20 protein-coding genes and 1 pseudogene are annotated in these 19,905 nt (G+C 69.5%); 4 read left to right on the top strand and 17 right to left on the bottom strand.

The annotated features are described in order from the left end of the window. Positions 1–21: 21 nt before the first annotated feature. The 4 genes and pseudogenes from ABEA24_RS12685 to ABEA24_RS12695 all read right to left on the bottom strand — a co-directional run bounded on the left by ABEA24_RS12685 (position 22) and on the right by ABEA24_RS12695 (position 2,278). Entirely contained in the window at positions 22–198 is a 177-nt protein-coding gene (locus ABEA24_RS12685; RefSeq protein ID WP_345430949.1) for a DUF397 domain-containing protein, read from the bottom strand. 40 nt (positions 199–238) lie between these two features. Further along, on the bottom strand, positions 239–367 hold the full coding sequence (locus tag ABEA24_RS53500) for a DUF397 domain-containing protein (RefSeq protein WP_425551175.1): 129 nt from the start codon (positions 365–367) through the stop codon (positions 239–241). Positions 368–402: 35 nt separating this feature from the next. Next, positions 403–1,173, bottom strand: a pseudogene (locus ABEA24_RS12690) (DUF5753 domain-containing protein); the annotation flags it as partial. A gap of 253 nt (positions 1,174–1,426) precedes the next feature. Further along, the gene (locus tag ABEA24_RS12695; protein WP_345430950.1) at positions 1,427–2,278 is read right to left on the bottom strand and encodes a dienelactone hydrolase family protein; all 852 of its coding nucleotides are present in this window, start codon (positions 2,276–2,278) and stop codon (positions 1,427–1,429) included. Positions 2,279–2,375: 97 nt separating this feature from the next. Here ABEA24_RS12695 and ABEA24_RS12700 point away from each other — a divergent pair, with 97 nt between their 5' ends. Next, positions 2,376–3,350, top strand: coding sequence for a GlxA family transcriptional regulator (locus ABEA24_RS12700; RefSeq protein ID WP_345430951.1), 975 nt, complete (start codon positions 2,376–2,378; stop codon positions 3,348–3,350). A 138-nt stretch (positions 3,351–3,488) separates the two neighbouring features. Here the strand turns inward: ABEA24_RS12700 and ABEA24_RS12705 are convergent, their stop codons facing one another. Together ABEA24_RS12705 and ABEA24_RS12710 are read right to left on the bottom strand one after the other, a co-directional pair. Then, on the bottom strand, positions 3,489–4,463 hold the full coding sequence (locus ABEA24_RS12705; protein WP_345430952.1) for an STM4015 family protein: 975 nt from the start codon (positions 4,461–4,463) through the stop codon (positions 3,489–3,491). A 119-nt stretch (positions 4,464–4,582) separates the two neighbouring features. Further along, the gene (locus ABEA24_RS12710) at positions 4,583–4,966 is read right to left on the bottom strand and encodes a winged helix-turn-helix transcriptional regulator (protein WP_345430953.1); all 384 of its coding nucleotides are present in this window, start codon (positions 4,964–4,966) and stop codon (positions 4,583–4,585) included. Positions 4,967–5,064: 98 nt separating this feature from the next. Here ABEA24_RS12710 and ABEA24_RS12715 point away from each other — a divergent pair, with 98 nt between their 5' ends. Continuing rightward, positions 5,065–5,472, top strand: a complete 408-nt coding sequence (locus tag ABEA24_RS12715) for a RidA family protein (protein ID WP_345430954.1) — start codon at positions 5,065–5,067, stop codon at positions 5,470–5,472. Positions 5,473–5,494: 22 nt separating this feature from the next. Here ABEA24_RS12715 and ABEA24_RS12720 read toward each other — a convergent pair whose 3' ends face one another. After that, on the bottom strand, positions 5,495–6,424 hold the full coding sequence (locus ABEA24_RS12720) for an NADP-dependent oxidoreductase (protein WP_345430955.1): 930 nt from the start codon (positions 6,422–6,424) through the stop codon (positions 5,495–5,497). Between the two features lie 83 nt (positions 6,425–6,507). Between ABEA24_RS12720 and ABEA24_RS12725 the strand changes: the two genes are divergently transcribed. After that, the gene (locus ABEA24_RS12725; RefSeq protein ID WP_345430956.1) at positions 6,508–7,077 is read left to right on the top strand and encodes a TetR/AcrR family transcriptional regulator; all 570 of its coding nucleotides are present in this window, start codon (positions 6,508–6,510) and stop codon (positions 7,075–7,077) included. Positions 7,078–7,137: 60 nt separating this feature from the next. On the opposite strand, the gene ABEA24_RS12730 is transcribed toward ABEA24_RS12725, so the two are convergent. From ABEA24_RS12730 to ABEA24_RS12775, 10 genes are all read right to left on the bottom strand, one after another. After that, entirely contained in the window at positions 7,138–8,994 is a 1,857-nt protein-coding gene (locus tag ABEA24_RS12730) for a family 43 glycosylhydrolase (RefSeq protein ID WP_345430957.1), read from the bottom strand. A gap of 96 nt (positions 8,995–9,090) precedes the next feature. Beyond that, on the bottom strand, positions 9,091–11,067 hold the full coding sequence (locus tag ABEA24_RS12735) for a glycoside hydrolase family 97 protein (RefSeq protein WP_345430958.1): 1,977 nt from the start codon (positions 11,065–11,067) through the stop codon (positions 9,091–9,093). 144 nt (positions 11,068–11,211) lie between these two features. Continuing rightward, positions 11,212–11,553, bottom strand: a complete 342-nt coding sequence (locus ABEA24_RS12740; RefSeq protein WP_345430959.1) for a cupin domain-containing protein — start codon at positions 11,551–11,553, stop codon at positions 11,212–11,214. A gap of 32 nt (positions 11,554–11,585) precedes the next feature. Then, positions 11,586–12,194, bottom strand: coding sequence for a TetR/AcrR family transcriptional regulator (locus tag ABEA24_RS12745; protein WP_345430960.1), 609 nt, complete (start codon positions 12,192–12,194; stop codon positions 11,586–11,588). After that, on the bottom strand, positions 12,194–13,411 hold the full coding sequence (locus ABEA24_RS12750) for an acyl-CoA dehydrogenase family protein (RefSeq protein ID WP_345430961.1): 1,218 nt from the start codon (positions 13,409–13,411) through the stop codon (positions 12,194–12,196). The genes ABEA24_RS12745 and ABEA24_RS12750 overlap by 1 nt, the downstream gene beginning before the upstream one ends. Before the next feature lie 157 nt (positions 13,412–13,568). After that, positions 13,569–13,955 (bottom strand): hypothetical protein, encoded by a 387-nt coding sequence (locus ABEA24_RS12755; RefSeq protein ID WP_345430962.1) that lies wholly within the window; start codon positions 13,953–13,955, stop codon positions 13,569–13,571. Positions 13,956–14,348: 393 nt separating this feature from the next. Beyond that, positions 14,349–14,951 (bottom strand): GTP-binding protein, encoded by a 603-nt coding sequence (locus ABEA24_RS12760; protein WP_345430963.1) that lies wholly within the window; start codon positions 14,949–14,951, stop codon positions 14,349–14,351. Continuing rightward, on the bottom strand, positions 14,932–15,306 hold the full coding sequence (locus tag ABEA24_RS12765) for a DUF742 domain-containing protein (RefSeq protein WP_345430964.1): 375 nt from the start codon (positions 15,304–15,306) through the stop codon (positions 14,932–14,934). Before ABEA24_RS12765 ends, ABEA24_RS12760 begins: the two co-directional genes overlap by 20 nt. Positions 15,307–15,312: 6 nt before the next feature. Further along, a complete protein-coding gene (locus ABEA24_RS12770; protein ID WP_345430965.1) occupies positions 15,313–15,738 on the bottom strand; it encodes a roadblock/LC7 domain-containing protein in 426 nt (141 codons plus the stop codon). A 21-nt stretch (positions 15,739–15,759) separates the two neighbouring features. Then, the gene (locus tag ABEA24_RS12775; protein WP_345430966.1) at positions 15,760–18,117 is read right to left on the bottom strand and encodes a sensor histidine kinase; all 2,358 of its coding nucleotides are present in this window, start codon (positions 18,115–18,117) and stop codon (positions 15,760–15,762) included. 406 nt (positions 18,118–18,523) lie between these two features. Between ABEA24_RS12775 and ABEA24_RS12780 the strand changes: the two genes are divergently transcribed. Further along, positions 18,524–19,552 (top strand): glycoside hydrolase family 6 protein, encoded by a 1,029-nt coding sequence (locus ABEA24_RS12780; RefSeq protein ID WP_345430967.1) that lies wholly within the window; start codon positions 18,524–18,526, stop codon positions 19,550–19,552. The last annotated feature ends 353 nt before the right edge of the window (positions 19,553–19,905 follow it).

Here is a 19,905-nt window from a genome sequence, read left to right on the forward strand (position 1 = left end):
CTCTCAAGATCGCGAAGGGGGTCAGCTTACAGGCGGGGCGTCAGTCGTGAATTGCGCCGTCAGACTGGCGGCCTCCTGGGAGGTCAGCGGCGCCACCTCGACGCACGCCTCGTCGTTGACCGCAGTGCTGACTGAGCTTTTGCGCCATTGCGCCCATCCGCTGATCTCCAATCGCCGTTCGATCAGGACGCGCGGCATCCTCGGACGCCGTGAGCTTCGCTGGCACAGGCCGCGCCGGTCAGCGGCCGTTGTCGTCGGCCGTGGGTTGCGCCGTCAAGTCGACGGCCTCCTGCCAGGTAACCGGCGCGACCTCGACGCATGCCTCGTCGTTGACGCCTCCGCTGTGGGAGCTCTTCCGCCACTGCATCGCCACTCGATGGCCTCCAATCGCCGCTCGATCAGGGCGCGTGAGGCGTCGTCGGACGCTGCCTTCTGCCCAATCAGGTCGAAGTCCAGCCGGAACTCTTCGACCTCGCCGCACATCTCAATGAGCCGACCGCCTCGCGCTGCTCCAGCGTAGGCAATATCCCGGGTGATGATGCGGAACGGACCATCCTTTCCGATATGGGCACCCGCCGAGCGCGGGATGATGCGGATGGAGATGTGCGGCCGCTGTATCAGTTCGAGCAGATGCCGGAGTTGTGCCTGCATGACCTCGGCGCCGCCGATGCAGTCATCCAGGATGTCCTCGTCTAGCAGCGCCCAAACGTAGGGCGGATCGGGCCTGTCCAGAATCGCGGCCTGCCGGTCCATCCTTGCCTGGAGTGTCCCCTCGAGATCCCCGACGTTGCTTCTGGCCAGCAGCAGGGCTCGCGCGTAGTCCTCGGTCTGGAACGGGGGAGGAATGTACTGACCCTGATAGATCCTGATCAGTCGGGCGATGACCTCGTACGCGGTGACCGACTGGGCCCAGTCGGGGTTGTGGCCGTTTTGGGCGTACCAGAGCAGGAGCTCGAAGAGGCCGCCGGTCCGGAAGTGACGATCGATGATCTTCGCTTGCCTCTCATCGATCTTTCTACGTCCCGCTTCGACGTTGGAGACCGTCTTCCCGGAAAGACCCCAGGTGTCAACGGCCTGATCAACCAGATTACGAACGAGATAGACGTTCTCCGCGTAAGCGAACATCTTAAGATCGAACCTGCGGGGAATCTCGTACGCTCGGGTGAGGTCCATGCTGGTCACGCCCTTCGGATCGGCCTGCCGAAAGACTGATCCGATGCACCGATGCTCACCACGATTCCGCAGGCTCTGAAAAGTACGAGCGTTCCTATGGCGGGTCGACGAGAGGGATGCGAGCGCGCCGTCGCCGAATAGGCCAACCGGCGACCTGCGGCGCCGATGGACTCGTGGCGATATGTCCCGGCAGCGGATCAGCCGGTCGTACGGCGATCGGCGGCGGGGCTTTTCAACGACGGAAACAGGCACTCTAAAGGGCTTGACCGTTGCCCTCAGAGTGTCCAGACGGGTTCAATCGGTCGGTCAGGAAGGCGAGGATCTCGTCCCTGGCCTTCAACGTGGGATGACCGTCCTCGTCGATGAGGTGGGCGGTGACGACGCTGTGGGGAGTCTCGACCACATCGCGAAAGAACGGGGGCGGGTCGATGTTGGCAGAACCGCCCGCGAGGACGCGACCGTCGAAGGCGTCGCCGAGGAGTGCCTGGTAGGCGGCGAAGCGCTGGCCGGTGCACCAGCGGTCGTCGTCAAAGCGGTAGGCGAGAACCTTCAGTCCATCGCGCGCGACCCGCTCTTGGACCGCTCGCGCGTCCTCGTCGCTGATCTCCAGTCCGGCGGGGTCGTCCAGCGGCAATGACGGGTGGTTGACCACTGGCGCGATGACGGCCGGCTCAAGCGCCATGGTGAGGGCGAAGTTGCCGGTGAAGCACAGTCCGATCGCGCCGACTCCCGGACCGCCGTGTTCGGCGTGGGCTTGGCGCGCGAGTCCGCGCAGCCACGCTGTGACAGGGCTGGTGCCGCCCCCGGCGAACGCCCGGAACTCGGCGCTGACACACGCACGGCGGACGACCTCCTTGCCGCCCTCGGCCGTCGGATAGGCGCCGTCGACCCCGAAGAGCGAGGGGACATAGACGGCGAAGCCCGCGTCCCGCACCCACCGCGCCAGCCGAAGGACGTCAGGGCTGATGCCAGGCATCTCCGGCATCAGCACGACGGCCGGCCCGCTACCCGCGGCGTAGACCGTCTTCACCACCCCGTCCACTTCCACAAGCCGACGGGAGAAGTCCGTGATCGCGTCGTCAAGGCGTTCGTTCTCAGCACTCATGGTGACAGCGTGGACTGATGCGCGCGCACAAGGCGATAGGCCAGATCGCCATGTACAGGGGTAATCTCGCCAGAGGCATGGCGGCGAGGAGGCGGGCGTGAGCGCACTGCGGGTTGGCGTCCTGGCCTATCCGGGCTGCTTCGCGTCCGAGGTGTTCGGCGTGCCCGATCTGTTGACGATGGCCACGCGCGTGGCCGGCCCGGACCGCGCCGGTTACGAGGTGTCGATCGTTTCACCTCGTCGTCGCGTCGCCGCATCGGGCGGTGCGGCGCTGGCCGTCCGCCCGCCGCGCGAGGTCGACGTCCTTGTCGTGCCCGGCTTCGAGCTCGCGCCGGGCCTCGACGTGGACGCCAAGCTCGCCGCCCTCGCCCCTGAAGTCGCCGTGATCCGCTCACACGCGGCCACGGGCAACGTCGTCGTCTCGATCTGTGTCGGTGCGTTCCTGCTCGCCGAGGCCGGACTGCTCAACCGGCGCCAGGCCACCACGGCATGGCTTTTCGCGGACGAATTGGCTCGACGCTGCCCGGACGCCGATGTCCGACCCGAACGTCTGGTCGTCACCGACAAGGGCGTCACGACGACGGCGGCCTTCAGCGCCATGTACGACTTCGCGCTGGAACTGATCCGCGAGCACAGCGGCGCCGGCGTGGCACGGACGACCGCGCGGCTGGCCCTCGTCGACGACGCGCGGTCATCCCAGACTCCCTACGTCGACGCGCGACTTCTTCCGCCGCCCGGAAACGAGTTCTCCCGCAGGGTCATGCGCCGGCTCGACCAGAACCTCGCCGCCCGATACGACCTCGCCGCGTTGTCGGAAACGTTCAATGTCAGCACCCGGACGCTGCTGCGGCGCTTCGCGGACGAGACCGGCCAGAGCCCGCTGGAGTACCTGCAGTCGTCGCGGATCCGTCGCGCCCGCCACCTCCTTGAGACCACGGACCGAACCGTCGCCGGCATCTGCGCCGCAGTCGGGTACAAAGACGCCGGAACCTTCGCCGCTCTCTTCGCGAAGCACACCGGACGACGCCCAAGGGACTACCGCGCGAGCTTCCGGCGTGACACCGACCGATGACGGCCTTCCCCTGATGAGAGGCGTCTGCGCCTCACTCCCATTCGCCCAGAAGCAGGCCCTGGGCGGACGAGGTGTCGGGGCGGGCGTCGTACGTGGCGCGGGCCGCGTCGATGTGTGCCAGGTGCGACAGCAGCTGGTTCAGTAGCTGACTGGTCCCACACAGATGTCTCGCTCTTCGTCCCCCTCGGCGTCGTCCTGGTCGAGGTCCACCTCGACACCCGCGGGTTCGAGCGCTTGGCGTATGCGCTGCCGGAGGGGCTCGCTGAGGTAGTTGTAGTGCAGGTCCAGCTTCTTGAGGTGGGTCAGCGGCCGGCCGCCGAGGAGGGCGGCGGCGCCCTCGTCGCTCAGGGTGCCCAGGGACAGGTCGAGCACCTCGAGCCGGGCGACCACCGGAGCGGACGCCACGGCGGCGGCGACCTCGTCCTGGATCTCACTGTTGCGCAGGGCCAGGTGCCGCAGCCGCGGCAACCGGGCACCGGACAGAATCGCCTCCAGATCGGCCACCTCACAGTCCGCACCGTAATCGGAGCCGCCCAGCCACAGTTCGAGGTGCTCCAGCGCGGGCAGTTCGCTCGCCCCCACACCACGCAAGACGTCACCCGGCAGACCACTGCTTTGCACGGTCAGCCTGCGCAGCGCGTCGTGGCGCAGGGCGGGGAACTCCAGCCTCAGGGTTTCTCCCATGCTGATGCCTTCTCCCGCGCGCACGCCGAATTCCTCCAGTGCGGGGAAGCCGGCCAGCAGCGGTGTGACGTCGGTCTGAGCGATCCGGGAGAGGTGGCACTCCTGGTCCGTGATGTCCCCAAGGAACACCGACCGCAGGGCGGGCAGCCGGTCACGCGCGGCCAACAGCGGTTCGATGACCTCGGAGGGATCGGTGTCTTCCGGGTCGCCCCAGATGCCGACGATCAGAGCGCGGACCCGCGCGATGTCGACTTCGGCGCAGAAACGGCCGAAGTCCTTCTCCCACACCTCCGGGGATGCCCACCTCGGGTGGCCGATCCGCCAGGCCACGGCGTCGGGCTCAGGCAGCCTTGTCGTCTCGCCGGGCTTGGGAAATGTGAAGGCGGGGAGACCGTACAGCTCCTCAAGATGGTGGTCCTGCGTTCTCATTCGGGCTGCTCCTGCCATACGACGTGTCCAGGGCGATGCACGCAGCAGTTCTACCGATGGCGACTGACAGCGCACCGGTAAGACCGGTGGCGGTCCTGCGCGCAGGAGTGCTCCAGTTGTCAGGTGTCGAAGCGGCGGCGAGCGGTCTCGATGTGGCCAAGGTATCGGTGGGTCCAGACGCACATTCCATCGACCGTCGCCCGGAGGGCTCGCCCTGGCTCGGTGAGGGTGTACTCGACCCGCGGCGGCACAGTGGGGTGCACTGTCCGCTCGACCAGCCCGTTGCGCTCCAGCATGCGCAGGTTCTGGGTGAGCATCTTGTGGCTGATTCCCTCGACCTCGTTCCGCAACTCGCTGAAGCGCAGGGTGCCTTCACCGAGCATCTCAATGATCAGGAACGCCCACTTGTTGGCGACGTCCGAGAAGATCTCCCGCGCCAGGGAGTCGGCGCGCCTCAGATCGGCGTCGTCGGCCGAGGCGCCCTTGAGCTGTGTGGTCACCATCAGGTTCCCCAGTCACTGAAAAGTGCGTTCTTCCATGTCAGCAACCACTCTCTTATGGTTTCTGAGTAACCACAAGAGATCACAAGGAGGCAGGCAGCATGGCCATCACTCTGGTGAACCCCGGCGGATTGCCCAAGATCGATGTCTACCGGCAGGTGTCGATCGCATCCGGCTCCAAGCTGGTCTTCATCGCCGGACAGGTCGCCTGGGATGCCGAGGGGGTCACGGTCGGCAAAGGCGACCTCACCTCCCAGGTCGAGCAGTGCTACCTCAACGTCGCCACCGCCCTCGCCGAGGTCGGCGGATCCTTCGACGACGTTGCGAAACTGACCTTCTATGTCGTCGATTGGACCCCCGACAAGATGCCCGCCCTCCTGGAGGGGATCTCCCGGGCGGCCGCGCGGCTGGAGGTCACCCCGGTGCCGCCGACCACACTTCTGGGTGTTGCGGCACTCGACGTTCCTGACCATCTCGTCGAGATCGAAGCCACCGCGATCCTCGACTGAACTGGTGCCTCTCGTCCACTGATCACAGCGTGACCACGATCTTGCCGTGGACGTGGCGTCCGGACTGCAGCGTGACGGCGTCGCGGATCTTCTCGATCGGGAAGGTCGCGGCGATGGGCACGGTGAGCTTACCCGCGAGGATCGCGTCGGTGATCCGCTCCACGGCGTCCGGCCCGGCGTCGAAGCCGCCGGTGGCGCACACGCCGCCGGGAGGGTTGGGGCCTGCGGCGATCGTGGAGATCCGCTCGGGCGGTACGCCGAGCGCCAGCGCGGTCTCGGCCGTCTCCGTGCCGTACAGGTCGGTCGCCGCGGTCACTCCGTCGGGAGCCAATGCCCGTACCCGGTCCGCCAGTCCGGGGCCGTACGCCACGGGCTCGACACCGAACTGTCGCAGGAACTCGAAGGTGCCCTCCGAGGCCGTGCCGAGCACGGTGGCGCCGGCGAGCTTCGCGAGTTGTACGGCGAACACGCCCACGCCGCCGGCGGCGCCGCCGATCAGGACGGTGTCGCCGGACCGCAGGTCGATCGCCGCCAGAGCGGCGGCGGCGGTGAGGCCGGCCACCGGCAGCGTGCTCGCCACCTCGTCGCCGATGCCATCCGGCGTATGAAAGAGCGCCTCGGACGCCGAGGTAGGCGTCTTCACCACCACGAAGTCGGCGACGGCTCTGCCCAGCGCGCCGCCGTAGACGCGGTCGCCCACGGCGAAACCCGTGGCGCCGTCGCCGACCTCGTCGACGACGCCGGCGAAGTCGTATCCGAAGCCGGACGGCACGGTGATGCCGAACTGCTCCGCCGCCTCGGGCCGCGAGGCGAGGATCCAGTCCATGGGATTCAGCCCGGCGGCCGCCACGCGGACGCGGACCTCGCCCGGGCCGGCGTGCGGCTCCGGAACCTCTCGCAACTCCAGGACCTCGGGACCTCCGAACGTCTCATAGATGACGGCTCGGCTCATGGGGGACCTCCAGCAGACAGGTGATGGGACTTGGTCCTATCACCATACACGAGTGACGGGACCAAGTGCCGTACACTCTTCTCATGGCTCGCTGGCAACCGAACGCATCAGAGCGGCTGGCCCTGGCCGCGCTCGAACTGTTCGCGGAGCGGGGCTACGAGAACACGACGGTGATCGACATCGCGCAGCGCGCGGGGCTGACGAAGAGCACCTTCTTCCGACACTTCTCGGACAAGCGGGAAGTGCTCTTCGGCGGCGACAGGATGACCGGGCTGCTCGGCGAGGCGGTAGTCGCAGCGCCGGCGACCGCCACCCCGCTTGAAACGGTGGCTCATGCCCTGGACGCGGTCGGGAGGGAAGTCTTCACCCCCGCTCGCCGCGAGTTCAGCGCCCAGAGGCGGACAGTGATCGCCGCCAGCCCGGAACTGCGAGAGCGCGAAGCGCTGAAGGGCCTCGCTCTCACCGCGTCGATGACCGACGCGCTCAAGCGGCGCGGCGTTCCCGACCTCGCGTCATGCGTGGCCGCGGAGCTGGGCGCGCTCGCCTTTAAGATCGCCTATGAGCGCTGGAGCGACACGGCCAACGACGACGACTTCAGCGAAGTCATGCGGCGAGCGCTCGGCGAAGTGCAAGCAGCCAGTGCCTCGTGCTGACGCGAACGCGGCACGCCCTCCTCGACGCCTGGGGTGCGTGAGGAGGGCGGACCCACCTGGTCAGTCGAAGGGCTGCGGCTGTGGCACGGCGACGGTGTCGATCACCGGTGCCGGGCCGTCGTCGTTCGAGAAGCGCAGGACGTTACCGTCGCTCCCCGGCTTGAGACGCACGCGGGCGACCGCGACGTTGGTCGCGTTGGTCCCGGTGGTGGGGAAGGCCAGCTTGATCGGTGCGTCGTCGTTGACCGTCAGGTAGGCGTACCGGTTGGCCGGGTCCGAGTCGACATAGGTGATTTTGAGCGTGTAGTCCCCGGGCCGGGGCGCGACGACGTGGTCGATCCGCAGTACGCCGGCGGGAGGCGGAGCGTTCCCGCTGGGCAGGTCGATGGCATCGACGACCACCGTCGCCGCGGTGGAGGCCGCGTTCTTCTGGCCGGTGACGACGATCTTCAGCGTGTGGTCCCCGTCGCTGAGGCCGGACTTGGCGTACAGGGCCTGCTGGAAGCTCTTGCCGCCGGCGACGTAGGTGTCCACCGTGGCGACCTTCGCGTCGTCGAGGTAGACGTCGGCGATACCGCCGTTGGTGTTCTTCGGGCCGATCCACCGCACCGCCGTGCCCTTGAATCCGACCGTGACGGTGTCGCCGGCCTGGACGCTGAAGGACTCGTTGTTGCCGTAGTCGCCGTCGGTCCACCCTTGGTTGGCGGCGTGGGTCCACGCGCCGCTGTAGTGCAGTGCCGGGTCGACGTCGTCGTAGGTGTAGGAGGTCTGGCCGCCGCCGACGCCGATTCCGCCCACCGCCGTACCGCCCGAGCAGGCCGAGCAGGTGACCACCTGGGCTCCGTTGGAGAAGGTGCCGTCGGAGGCGGCGTCATGGACGGTGTCCGTACGCTGGGGTTCCCAGGTGCCGTCGGCGACGTCGAGCCGCCAGGAGGACTGCCAGTTCAGCGACGCCTTCCCGGCACCGATCGACATCGGCAGCCAGATCGGCGCCGAGTCGTGGAGATGGCTGGCGTACCAGCGGTCGCCCATGAAGACGTAGATGGTGCCGTGCCGTCCGGTGACCGGCAGGACGAAGCTGGTCTGCGAGTTGAACGTCTTGCTGCCGACCGGCGCGAACGGCTTCCAGTCGGACCACGGCCCGTTCGGCGAGGCTGCCGTGGCGTAGTCGTTGTCGTTGGTGTTCCACCCGGTCAGCTTCGAACCGAACAGGTAGTACGTGCCGTCGACCTTCACCATGGCCGGCGACTCCCGGTCGGGCAGCACGGCCGCCGGTGACTCCACCGACAGGTAGTCGGCGGACAGCTTGTCGACGCGCAGGCCGTTGTTGCGGTCCTCCGACAGCAGGTAGGCGGTGCCGTCGTCGTCCTGGAACAGGCCGAGGTCCCGGCTGAGCTGGCCGAGCGGCCGGGAGCTCCCCCGGTAGTCGTACGGCCCGCACGGGGTGGCGCTCGTCGCCACGCCGGCCCGGGCGTCGCCGTAGTTGGGCGAGTCGATGTGCATGTACATCACGTACTGGTGCGTGGTGGCGTTGTAGATGACCTTCGGCCGCTCGACCACGCGGTTCGGGCCCAGGTCGCCGCTCGCCTGCCGGGACAGCGCGTCGGCGTGCCGGGTCCAGGACACCAGGTCGGTGGAGGAGTAACAGGCCACGGCGGTGAACGCGCTGCCCGCCACCTTGTCCTCGCCGAACGCGTAGTAGGTGTGGCCGACCTTGAGGATGCCGGCGCCGTGCAGCTGCGCCAGCTCGCCGTTCTGGTCGTTCCAGGCGGCGCCGGGCACGATGTCGACCGTGCCCGGTCCCGCCGGCCGGCCGGGCGGGTCGTCGCCCTTCTCGGCGGACGCGCCGGCCGCGCCGGCCAGCGTGGTCGTCATGGCGAGCAGCACCGCCACGACGCGGGGGATGAGTCCGCGCATGTCACTCCTTCAGGGGTCCCCGTCCAGGGGGAGGATCCGGTCCGGGCCGGGGCACCCGGGCCGGTGTCGCGTATGCCGCTCAGCCGGGGCGGGGCGTCAGCGGCGTTCGAAGCGGATGGCCTGCCCGCCCGACGGCGCGAGGTCGAGCCGCAGCGTGTCGCCGGCTCGGACGGTGCGTTCCGACAGCACCACCGGTGTGCCGTGGGGAGCGCTCGCGGCCGCGCCGTCGGCGTACACGTGCGCCTGCCACTCGCCGTGTTCCAGGAAGTCGGTGCCGACCTCGATGGTGCGGGCCTGTTCGTTCGTCATCGCACCGAGGAACCAGGTGTCACCGTTCCGGCGGGCGATGGCGACGTGCTCTCCGATGTCGCCGCTGAGGGTCCGGCTCTCCTGCCAGGTGGTGGGGATCGCGTCGAACCACGACAGCTCCGGGTACCCGGTGGCGAACTGGCCCGGCTTGGCGTACCAGTAGATCCATTCCAGCGCGCTGTAGTAGACGGCGGCCATGGCGAGCTGGTGGGCTCCGGTGGTCTGGTCCCGGGACTGGGCGTAACAGATCGTGTAGTCCATCGGGCCGGCCACGTTCCGGGTGAACGGCAGTGTCACGTTGTGGGTGGCGGTCGGGAAGTGCTCGTTGCCGCGGACGCCTTCCATCGTGATGTAGTTGGGCAGCGTGCGCTCCAGCCCCGCCGGCCGCAGGTCGTCGTGGGTGTTGACCAGCAGCCGGTGCTCGCCGAACGTCCGGATCGAATTGAAGATCCAGTCGTTCTGCTCCTGCGTGCCCTCCCGGAGGAACCCGAACTTCACACCGGCCACGCCCCACTGCTGGTAGAGCGGCGCGATCTGGTCGAGCTGGCGCTCGGCGGCGATGCGGTTGACGTAGAGGATCACGCCGATGCCCTGGCCACGGCCGTACGCGATGATCTGCTGGAGGTCGAGGGCCGGGATCGGCTGCGTCGCGTCCGAGCTGGGGTTGCTCTCCGGGCCGTACCAGCCGGCGTCGAACTCGACGTACTGCAGTCCGCGTTTCGCGGCGAAGTCCACGGCCGCCAGCCCTTCGGCCGTCGTCAGGTTGGAGCGGAACGCCTTGCCGGGTTTGATCCAGGACGTGTCGGTCAGCAGGCTGGGCCGCGCCAGAGTGGTCACCAGGTCACCGCGGTCGACCAGGTCGGCGGCGCTGCCGCCCACGATGAGGGTGCGCCAGGGCGAGGCGAACGGCGTGGCGACCGAGAACGTCGACTGGATCGGCCCGCCGCCGCGCTGCGCGGAGGTGGCCAGGTACGACACCACGGCGCCGGCGTCGTCCGGCACCGAGGCGAGCAGCAGGCGTGGGTAGTGCTCGCGCGCCGACTCGGCGATGCACGCGGCGCCGCCGTCGGCCAGCCGCACCGTGACAGGGATGTCGGCGAGGGGGCCGTTGTCGCCGGCTCCGTTGCTCGAGACCGGTATCGCGCCCGGGGACACCGCGCTGTAGTCCGACTCGTCGCGGCTCGCCCACAGCGCGGCTCCGGCGGGAAAGCGGAACCGGGTCTGTTCGCCGGCGATGGTGACGGTGCCTCCGGGAGCGTCCCGCAGGAGATAGCGCAGCGCGACGCCGTCGTCATAGGCGCGCAGGATGACGCTGAACGCCGTGTTCGTCGCCGGATCGACCAGGTCGACCCGGAGTTCGGCAGATTCCTCGGTGAGCCGGTCCCGCCGCCCGTACGCCGGCGTCCAGTCCCCGTGGATCCGGTGACGGCGGAACCCGGTGAGCCTCGCGCCGGGCCCGAGCACGGCGCCCGAATCCAGCCGCAGCCCGAGCGCCGACGGCAGCAGTACGGGCCGGTCGCGCAGGCTCACCGCCCAGGTCAGGCCGGCGGGTCCCCATCCGAGCCGGGCGTGCAGCCGCCCGCGCGGTGAGATCACGGCCCAGGTCCTCTCGGGGGCGCGGGAGTCCGCCTCTTCGGCCGTCGCCGTCCTCGCCGTCGCGACTCCGGCGACTCCGGCTCCCGTGGCGATCGCACCGGCCAGCAGCGCGCGTCTCGTGATCCCGGCACCGGGCATGGTCGAGCCCGTATCTGAGTCCGCCCTCATGACGCCAACTCCCTGGTCACGCCTGCCGCTCCCGGAGGCACCCGGTTCAGATGGCGATAATTAAGGCCCGAATACACTCAAACTGTCAATAAGGCAGACATCCGAACATAATTCACACATTTTCCAACACGGCTTTCGTCCGGGTCAGGCCCCCTCGCGCGGCTTCACCACGGTGAGGAGGATCGCCGAGTCCTCGAGCGCCTCGAGACTGTGCCGGCCGTCGGGCACGGCGATCAGGTCCCCGGTCCGCCCCTCCCAGGAGTCGCCGTCGGCGAGGAGCCGGACGCGCCCGCGCAGGACGTGCACGGTCCCCTCCCCCGGGCTGACGTGCTCGTCCATCGTCGAACCGGCCTTGAGCGCGACGACGGTCTGCCTCAGCGCGCGCTCATGGCCTCCGTACACGGTCGTGGCGCTCCGGCCGGCCGACCCTGCGACGGCACGTTCGAGCTGCTCTCGGCTCACCGCGTCCAATGAGAGTTTCCGCATGTCCTCCATCTACCGCAGCGGCGGCGAAAGATTCATCGGCCCTCGAACACGCCACTCCCGGTCCGCAGCCCGTCGAGGAACAGGCCGATGTAGTAGTCGCCCACCGTGGTCGCGTCGAGCGGCCCGTCGGGGTGCCACCACGTGCTGATCTGGTGGACCGCGCCGAAGAAGAAATTGACGGCCAGGTCCGCCGGGACCCCGGCCTGGAAGGTCCCCTCCCGCTGGCCCTCCTCGACCAGCGCGCGGAAACACTCGTGGTAGCGGCGCCGCTCGGCGCGTACCGCCTTCTGCTTCTCGGCCGGCAGCAGGTGCATCGAGCGGAAGAAGACGGTCACCTCGTCCAGGTGGGCGAGGCTCGTCTCGATCACGTCGACGGCGGCGGCGCGCAGCCGCTCCTCGGCCGGACCCTGACCGCTCGCGAACCGCCGCAACCGCTCCGTCTGCAGCGCCAGCAGCCGGTGGTAGATCTCGTACAGGAGATCGTCCTTGGCGGCGAAGTAGTGGTACATCGCCCCCTTGGTCACGCCGGCGGCCGCGACGATCTCCTGCACGGAGGTGCCTTCGTAGCCGCTCTCGGCGAACAGCCGGGTGGCCACCGCCAGCAGCCGCTCCGGCAGCGGGCGGTCGTCCCCGGAGGCCATCATCTCCCCCGGTAGGGGGCCAGCTCGCGGCGGGCGATCGACCGCTTGTGCACTTCGTCGGGCCCGTCCGCCAGGTGCAGGGTGCGCACGCCGGCCCACAGGTCCGCGAGCGGGTAGTCCTGTGAGACGCCGGCCCCGCCGTGCGCCTGGATCGCCCGGTCGATCACCCAGCTCGCCATCTCCGGCACCGCCGCCTTGATCGCCGAGATCTCCACGCGGGCGCCCTTGTTGCCGACGGTGTCCATCAGCCAGGCGGTCTTGAGGACCAGCAGGCGCGCCTGCTCGATCCGGATGCGCGCCTCGGCGATCCAGTCCTGCACGACGCCCTGGTCGGCGATCGGGCCGCCGAAGGCGGCCCGGGACACGACCCGCTCGCACATGAGCTCGAGCGCCCGCTCGGCCATGCCGATGGCGCGCATGCAGTGGTGGATCCGCCCGGGGCCCAGGCGCTCCTGCGCGATGCGGAATCCCTCGCCCTCGCCGAGCAGGACGCCGGCCGCGGGGACGCGGACGTCCTCGAAGTCGATCTCGGCGTGGCCGCCGTGGGTGCCGTCGTCGTACCCGAAGACGGTCAGGCCGCGCTTGACCGTGACGCCGGGTGTGTCCTTCGGCACGAGCACCATGCTCTGCCGGCGGTACGGCGGGGCGTCCGGGTCGGTCACGCCCATCACGATGAGGATCTCGCAGGCCGGGCTCATGGCGCCCGACGACCACCACTTGCGGCCGTTCAGGACGTACGTGTCGCCCTCCCGCTCGATGCGCAGGGAGATGTTGGTCGCGTCGGAGGACGCGACGGCCGGCTCGGTCATGCAGAACGCCGAGCGGATCGCGCCGTCCAGCAGCGGCTCCAGCCACCGCTCCTTCTGCTCCGGGGTGCCGAACAGGGAGAGGATCTCCATGTTCCCGGTGTCGGGCGCCGCGCAGTTCAGGGCGATCGGCGCGATGTGCGGGGACCGGCCGGTGATCTCGGCGAGCGGGGCGTACTGCAGATTGGTCAGCCCGGCGCCGTACTCCTTGTGCGGCAGGAAGAGGTTCCACAGGCCGCGTTCGCGCGCCTCGGCCTTGAGCCCCTCGATGACCGGCGGCGTGGACCAGGTGCCGGCGAGCTCGGCGGCCTGCGCGGCGAAGACGGGCTCGGCGGGACGGACGTGGGAGTCCATGAATTCGAGAAGCCGGTCGCGGTACTCGATGGTCGTCTGGTCGAACGCGAAGTCCATCGCCGTCCCTTCGCCAAGGCGGCCGGTACGGCCGCGGATGCCCGATCGTCAGCATACCGACCGGTCGGTATGACGACCGTAAGCAGAGCGCGCGGGGGACGTCAACGCCCGCCGGGAAAGAGGCCGGGCCCCCGCGATGACGGAGGCCCGGTGCCGGTCACTGGTGGAGGTCGTGCCCGGTCTCCTCGTCGCCGCGGTCCACGTCGAGCCCGACGATCGAGGCGCACCGGCAGCAGACCCATTCGGCGACGACCGACTCGGAGTCCATGTCGCGCGTACGGTAGGGCTTGGCGATCTTTCTGCGGCGCATTCCGTGACCACACGTCGAATGCACCAAAAGCCCACAATTCGGGCAAGGCCAGACATCATCGCCTGGGCGTTCGCAACCAGGACAAACTGGGCCGTCTTGATCGACATGAACGGCGATCGACGCGAGTTCGGTGCGCCAGTCTCGCTCGAGATCAAGATATTCGTCGGCCGGCCAAGAATGATCGGCCAGCCAGGCGAGGTATTCCTCGTCGCCCGGGGGCAGGACGGCGGTCATCGACTCGGGGTACCCGTCTTCCGGCTCAGGGGCGGGCGCCGCGGACCGGCGGCGGCCCCGGACGGCGAGTACCAGGGACACGAGGGCTAGCAGGGTGATCCATAGGAAGATGTTCACATTCCCACATCCGCGGAGGCACTCATGGCAGCGATCACGCGGCAGGGCGGCAATGCGAGGGGAAGCACTGCGGTACCCAAGGGTGGCGTCCTTTCATGAGTCGCTGTCGGGGGGCGCAAGCGATCATGCATGCGGGCCATAAAACGGTAGAACAGTACCGAATCCTGCTCGGCCATGGAAATCGATCAAACAATTTTTGATCGTTACCGAGACGATGTTCAAATAATGAATCTTCCGTCTCGTTCCCCGGTCGACGCGGTGCGGGTCGGCGCGCCGTCACCTCGCCGGGGCTCGCCGACCGGCGAGCCGCAGCGCGTGCTCGACGATCGAGACCAGGACCAGCTTGGCCGACTCGCGGCGCCGTACGTCGCACAGGATGATCGGCACGTCGGGGTCGACGTCGAGGGCCGTACGGACCCGGTGCACGTCGTACCGCGGAGCGCTGTCGAAGCAGTTGACGGCCACGACGAACGGCAGCCCGCGCTGCTCGAAGTAGTCGATCGCCGCGAAGCTGTCGGCGAGCCGCCGGGTGTCGGCGAGGACCACCGCGCCGGCCGCGCCCTTGGCGAGCTCGTCCCACATGAACCAGAAGCGCTGCTGACCGGGGGTGCCGAACAGGTACAGCGCCACGTTGCTCCGGAACGTGATGCGCCCGAAGTCCATGGCGACCGTCGTGGTCTCCTTGCCCTCGACCCCGACGATGTCGTCGACGCCGACCCCCGCGCTCGTGAGGGGGGCTTCGGTGCGCAGCGGCCGGATCTCGCTGACCGTGCCGACCAGTGTGGTCTTGCCCGCTCCGAACCCTCCGGCGATGAGGAGCTTGATGGCCACCTGCGACTCCGGCTCGGCGACGGCCGGATCAAAGTGTGTATAGCTCATTGAGCACTATCCTGAGTATCCGTTCGTCGTGCGCGTACACATGCGTCTGCGGAGGCCGCACGCTGATCAGGCCCCAGTAGTGAAGATCTCCCAGCAGAACGCGGATGACGCCGAGGGGCAGTCCGAGTTCGGAGGCCAGATCGGCGACCGTCACCGGCCGCCGGCACAGGCCGAGCAGCCGCAGGTGCTCCGGATCCAGCCACCGCCGGTCCTCCCACGCCGGCGCCCTGCCGACGATGACCGCCAGCAGGTCCAGCGTCTCCCCATACTCCCGGGTCCGTCCCCGGCTCACCGCGTAGGGACGGACGATCGGGCCCGCCGCGTCGTCGAACCACCGCCGCTTGGGCGCGGTCAACGGGGATCACGCTCCACCCGGTATTCCGTCCGGTCTGCCGGCCGCCGACCGCGCGGAGGTGGCCAGGTGACGCCGGACCCGCTTGACCAGCCGCGCCATCTCGTACGCGATCAGCCCGATGTTCGCGTCGCCCTCGCTGACGACGGCCAGGCACGTGCCGTCGCCCGCCGCGACCACGAACAGGAACGCCTTCTCCAGTTCGATGACCGTCTGGCGGATGTTCCCGCCCTCGACGCGCTCGCTGACCGTGCGCGCCAGCCCGTGGAACCCGGCCGCCAGCGCGGCGAACCGCTCGGCCTCCGCGGCGTCCAGTCCCTGGGACATGCCCATGGGCAGCCCGTCACCGGTGAGGATCATCGCCTGCCGCACACGCGCGACGCGTCCCACCAGGTCGTCGAGCAGCCAGTTCAGCTCACCCGTGGTATCGAGCATTCGCCTCTCCCGCTTCGCCGGTCAATCGTCCAGGTCCGGAGCCTGGCGGCCGCGCTGCCACCCCTCCTGCAGCGATGACATCAGCGACCGGGTCTCCTCCGGCGGACGGGTCGTGGCGGCGTCGCGGGCGGGCGGCTCCGACCAGGTCGACTCGTCGCGTAGCTGGGGTGCCATGTTGGCCTGGCGGACGCGCCTCGGCAGCTCGGGCGCGTCGTCGTCGGTCCAGCCCTCGTACGGCGTCTGGATGTCCTCATCCGCCCAGTCGGACGCGGCCCAGTCCGGGCGCTCCCAGGCGCCCCCGTCGGACCACACGGGGCCGTCCGCCCAGTGGTCGACCGCGGCGGCGAGCTCACGAGGCGCGGTCAGCGAGGGCAGCGGCGGCTCGGCGGGCGCCTCGACCTGCACGACGGAATGCCAGGCCGCCTCGACGGGCGACTCGTCGGCCCAGGTGTGCTCGTAGTCGACGCCGTCGTCACCGGCCACCAGCTCCGGCGGGATCAGCGCGACCGCCCGGACGCCCCCGTACGGGGACCGGCCGAGGGTGACGCGGATCCCGTGCCGCGCGGCGAGCCGGCCGATGATGAACAGGCCGAGCCGGTCGCTGTCGAGCAGGTCGAACTCCGGAGGATTCGACAGGCGCTCGTTGGCCTCGGCGAGCTCCTCGTCGTCCAGGCCGATGCCGCGGTCCTCGATCTCGACGGCGTAGCCGTGGGCGACGAGCTCACCCCGGACCTGCACCTGCGTCGTGGGCGGGGAGAACGCCGTGGCGTTCTCCAGCAGCTCGGCCAGCAGGTGCGTCACGTCGGCGACGATGGCTCCGTCGAGCGCGGCCGGCGTGGCGGCCTCGACCTCGACCCGCGTGTAGTCCTCGACCTCGGCGACCGCCGCCCGGAGGATGTCGCGGATCCCCACGGGGTTGTGCCAGCCGCGGGCGGGCGCCGCACCGGACAGGATCGCCAGGCCTTCGGCGTGGCGCCGCATCCGGGTGGTGAGGTGGTCAAGGGCGAACAGGTCGTCGAGGACGTCCGGGTCGCGCGCCTGCTTCTCCATCGTGTCGAGCATGGCGAGCTGACGGTGGAGCAGCGACTGGTTCCGCCACGCCAGGTTGAGGAAGACCTGGTTGATCCCCTTCCGCAGGCGCGCCTCGCCCACGGCCGCCTCGACGGCGGTCCGCTGCAGGGCGCTCAGGGCGTCCGCGACCCGGGAGACCTCCTTGCTGCTGCCGACCTCCACCGGCGGGCTCTCGGCCTCGACGTCCACGTCCTCGCCGCGGCGCAGCCGCTTGATGACCTTCGGCAGGCGTTCCTCGGCGAGGTCCAGGGCCGCGCGCTGCAGACCGGACATCTCCCGGGTGAGCGCGCGGCCGAAGAGCACGGACACCACGATCGAGATCGCCATGGCGAAGAGACCGATGCCCGCGGCGAGGTAGAGGAGGCGGATGATCCGGTCACCGATCGGCTTGGCCTCGTTGGTCAGCGCGGTACCGGCGTCGATGGTCGCCTTCGCCCACATGGTCATCAGCGGGGTCACCGTGGGCTGCCACTCCCCGATCGCCTGCCCCGGCAGCCGCGAGCCGGGGCGCGAGTCGATGATCGCCTGCTCCAGCGCGCGGAACGTCGTGAAGGACTCGGCGCCGGCTACCTCGTCCCACGGGGCCCGCAGCGAGGGCTTCAGCTGCGCACGCGCCGCATCGAACAGGTAGCGCTCGTTGTACGCGCTCTGCGTGAACATGGCGTACGCGGCGGCGGTGAGCTTGTGCCTGCCGACGAGCACCGAGGTCACGATGGCGTCCTCGCGCATCACCAGCTCACGCGCCATGGTCGAGGAGACCAGCGCCGTGCCCTGCTGGTAGATCTCGGAGTCGTTGATGACGATCATGGTGCTGAACACCCGGATCACGGACTCGATCAGGGTGTTGTAGTCACCGATCATCCGCAGGGAGTCCAGCGACCCCGAGTCGACCTGCGCGCGCAGGTTGGTCAGCCCGTCGAGCTGCAGCCACAGGTCGCTGAGCCGCTGTTTCGTCGTGGGGCTGATGGAGCGCCGGGCGCTGCCCGAAAGCGTCGACTTGCGGAATGTCGCCTCCGCGGCGTCGGCGGCGGCCCGGCCCTGGGCGACCTCATCACGCCCCTGCCGGCCGTGGGAGCTCAGCAGGACGGCGGAGGCCACGCGCTCACGCTGCAGCATGGCCGACAGCGCGGCGCCGGGCAGCGCGACCTCGTTGTACGCGGTCGACGCCTCGTACTTGTTAAGGGCGTCGCGCGAGGTGAGGAACGCGGCGAACGCCCACAGCCCGGCCAGACAGACGAGGGGCACGAGGACCATCACCAGCAGCCTCGTCCGCAGGGACCACCTGCCGGAACGCTTGGGGGAACGCATGAAGGGCCTCACCGGTCATCGCAGGCATTACGTGAAACAGATTCAAGATCCCTAACCGGGTCAAATGCCACCACAGATCGCGCGTTCGTGGCAATAGCCCCCCTGGGCCATCCCGGTACCCACTCATTCGTCACCGTGAGTGGTTAATGAGGCGAATGACCGTTTCTGCGGACCCCTGGAAAATTCGCGGCAACCTTCTCAGTCCCCCGGGCGACTGGAAGGGCGGAACGTGTCCGCCGAGGTCGCCGCCCGGCCCGGCGGCCGCGCTCCGTCGCCGCCCGCCCCTGGCCCTCGCGGGGGCGGGTGGCCCTTTTGTGCGATATCTCGGGATTCCGGCCGACACGGCCGCTAGGGTCCCTCAAGATCAAAAACGGTCTCTCGGGGGCATCCGCTGAGGAGGAAACGCATGACACGCGCGTTGCGCCGCGACGGCATCGTCGCGCTCGCGGCCCTGGCCGCACTCGCGACGTCCTGTTCGTCCGGTCATCCGGCAGGCGCGACCGCCGAGCACGACGGGGCCGCCGGAGGGGTCGCGGCCGCGGCCGCCGGGAACCCGGTCACGGCGACCAAGGGCTTCTACGTCGACCCGGGCTCCAACCCCGCCACCTGGGTCAAGAACCACCGCGGAGATGCACGGGCGAAGCGCATCAACGCCTCCATCGCCACGAAGCCGATGGCGCGCTGGTTCGGCAACTGGAGCGGCGACATCACCAAGGCCGTCTCCGGTTACACGGCGGCGGCCAAGGCCAAGAAGAAGCTGCCGATCCTCGTCGCCTACAACATCCCTGGCCGGGACTGCGGCGGCGCCTCCTCGGGCGGCGCCGGGAGCGCCGCGGCGTACCGGACATGGATCGCGAAGTTCGCCGCGGGCATCGGCAGCCGGCCCGCCGTCGTCGTCATCGAACCGGACGCCGTCGCGCAGCTGGACTGCCTGCCGAACGACGGCGAGCGCAAGACCCGCCTGTCGCTGCTGAGCTACGCGGCCGCCCAGTTCAAGGCCAAGGCACCGGGCGCCTGGGCCTATCTCGACGCCGGAAACGCCAAGTGGATCCCGGCCGCCACGATGGCGCAGCGGCTGCGGTCCGCAGGCGTCGGCAGCGTCCGCGGCTTCGCCGTCAACGTCTCGAACTACTACACGACCGCCCAGTCGGTCTCGTACTCCAAGGCCGTCAACGCGGCGCTCAAGTCGAAGTACGGCTACACGCGCCACTTCGTCGTCGACACCAGCCGGAACGGCAAGGGTTCCAAGAACGGCGAGTGGTGCAACCCGGCGGGCCGCAAGCTCGGTACGCCGTCCCGCACCGGCGGCGGCGCGGAGATGCTGCTGTGGGTCAAGGTCCCCGGCGACTCCGACGGGCCCTGCGGGGTCGGCAAGGGCATCCCGGCCGGCCAGTTCAGCCCGGACCTCGCCACGCGGCTCATCAACGGCGGCTGAGCGACCGTACGGCTCCGGCGACCGGCCGTGGCGCATGCCCACCGCCGGTCGCCGACCCGCACCCGGCCTGATCGACGACGAGGACGCCGACGCGATCCCGGACGCGGGGACACCGGCCCGATCGCGGCCGAAGCGCCCGCGCGGCGCCCCCGTACGGGCCCGATCGGAGGCGACCCGATCGCGGGCGCGAGGACAGCGGCCCGATCGCGGCTGGGCGCGATCGGCGCGGGACGGAGAAGAGGGGCATCAGCTCGATCACGGGACATGACGGCGATCCGTGAGGAAGACTTCACGCAGAGCAGGATCGGCCGGGTCATCCCGGTCGCGTCCGTTCCCCCCGTCGATGCCCCCGG

Source organism: Actinoallomurus vinaceus (genome assembly GCF_039542055.1).
Taxonomy (GTDB): domain Bacteria; phylum Actinomycetota; class Actinomycetes; order Streptosporangiales; family Streptosporangiaceae; genus Actinoallomurus; species Actinoallomurus vinaceus.

Coding starts and splice junctions, on each gene's coding strand:
- ABEA24_RS12705 (WP_345430952.1), bottom strand. CDS start 4,463: ATGAGAACGCAGGACCACCATCTTGAGGAGCTGTACGGTCTCCCCGCC.
- ABEA24_RS12730 (WP_345430957.1), bottom strand. CDS start 8,994: ATGCGCGGACTCATCCCCCGCGTCGTGGCGGTGCTGCTCGCCATGACG.
- ABEA24_RS12780 (WP_345430967.1), top strand. CDS start 18,524: ATGACACGCGCGTTGCGCCGCGACGGCATCGTCGCGCTCGCGGCCCTG.
- ABEA24_RS12775 (WP_345430966.1), bottom strand. CDS start 18,117: ATGCGTTCCCCCAAGCGTTCCGGCAGGTGGTCCCTGCGGACGAGGCTG.
- ABEA24_RS12760 (WP_345430963.1), bottom strand. CDS start 14,951: ATGAGCTATACACACTTTGATCCGGCCGTCGCCGAGCCGGAGTCGCAG.
- ABEA24_RS12695 (WP_345430950.1), bottom strand. CDS start 2,278: ATGAGTGCTGAGAACGAACGCCTTGACGACGCGATCACGGACTTCTCC.
- ABEA24_RS12740 (WP_345430959.1), bottom strand. CDS start 11,553: ATGCGGAAACTCTCATTGGACGCGGTGAGCCGAGAGCAGCTCGAACGT.
- ABEA24_RS12745 (WP_345430960.1), bottom strand. CDS start 12,194: ATGGCCTCCGGGGACGACCGCCCGCTGCCGGAGCGGCTGCTGGCGGTG.
- ABEA24_RS53500 (WP_425551175.1), bottom strand. CDS start 367: ATGCAGTGGCGGAAGAGCTCCCACAGCGGAGGCGTCAACGACGAGGCA.
- ABEA24_RS12750 (WP_345430961.1), bottom strand. CDS start 13,411: ATGGACTTCGCGTTCGACCAGACGACCATCGAGTACCGCGACCGGCTT.
- ABEA24_RS12735 (WP_345430958.1), bottom strand. CDS start 11,067: ATGAGGGCGGACTCAGATACGGGCTCGACCATGCCCGGTGCCGGGATC.
- ABEA24_RS12720 (WP_345430955.1), bottom strand. CDS start 6,424: ATGAGCCGAGCCGTCATCTATGAGACGTTCGGAGGTCCCGAGGTCCTG.
- ABEA24_RS12755 (WP_345430962.1), bottom strand. CDS start 13,955: ATGACCGCCGTCCTGCCCCCGGGCGACGAGGAATACCTCGCCTGGCTG.
- ABEA24_RS12710 (WP_345430953.1), bottom strand. CDS start 4,966: ATGGTGACCACACAGCTCAAGGGCGCCTCGGCCGACGACGCCGATCTG.
- ABEA24_RS12685 (WP_345430949.1), bottom strand. CDS start 198: ATGCCGCGCGTCCTGATCGAACGGCGATTGGAGATCAGCGGATGGGCG.
- ABEA24_RS12725 (WP_345430956.1), top strand. CDS start 6,508: ATGGCTCGCTGGCAACCGAACGCATCAGAGCGGCTGGCCCTGGCCGCG.
- ABEA24_RS12770 (WP_345430965.1), bottom strand. CDS start 15,738: ATGCTCGATACCACGGGTGAGCTGAACTGGCTGCTCGACGACCTGGTG.
- ABEA24_RS12715 (WP_345430954.1), top strand. CDS start 5,065: ATGGCCATCACTCTGGTGAACCCCGGCGGATTGCCCAAGATCGATGTC.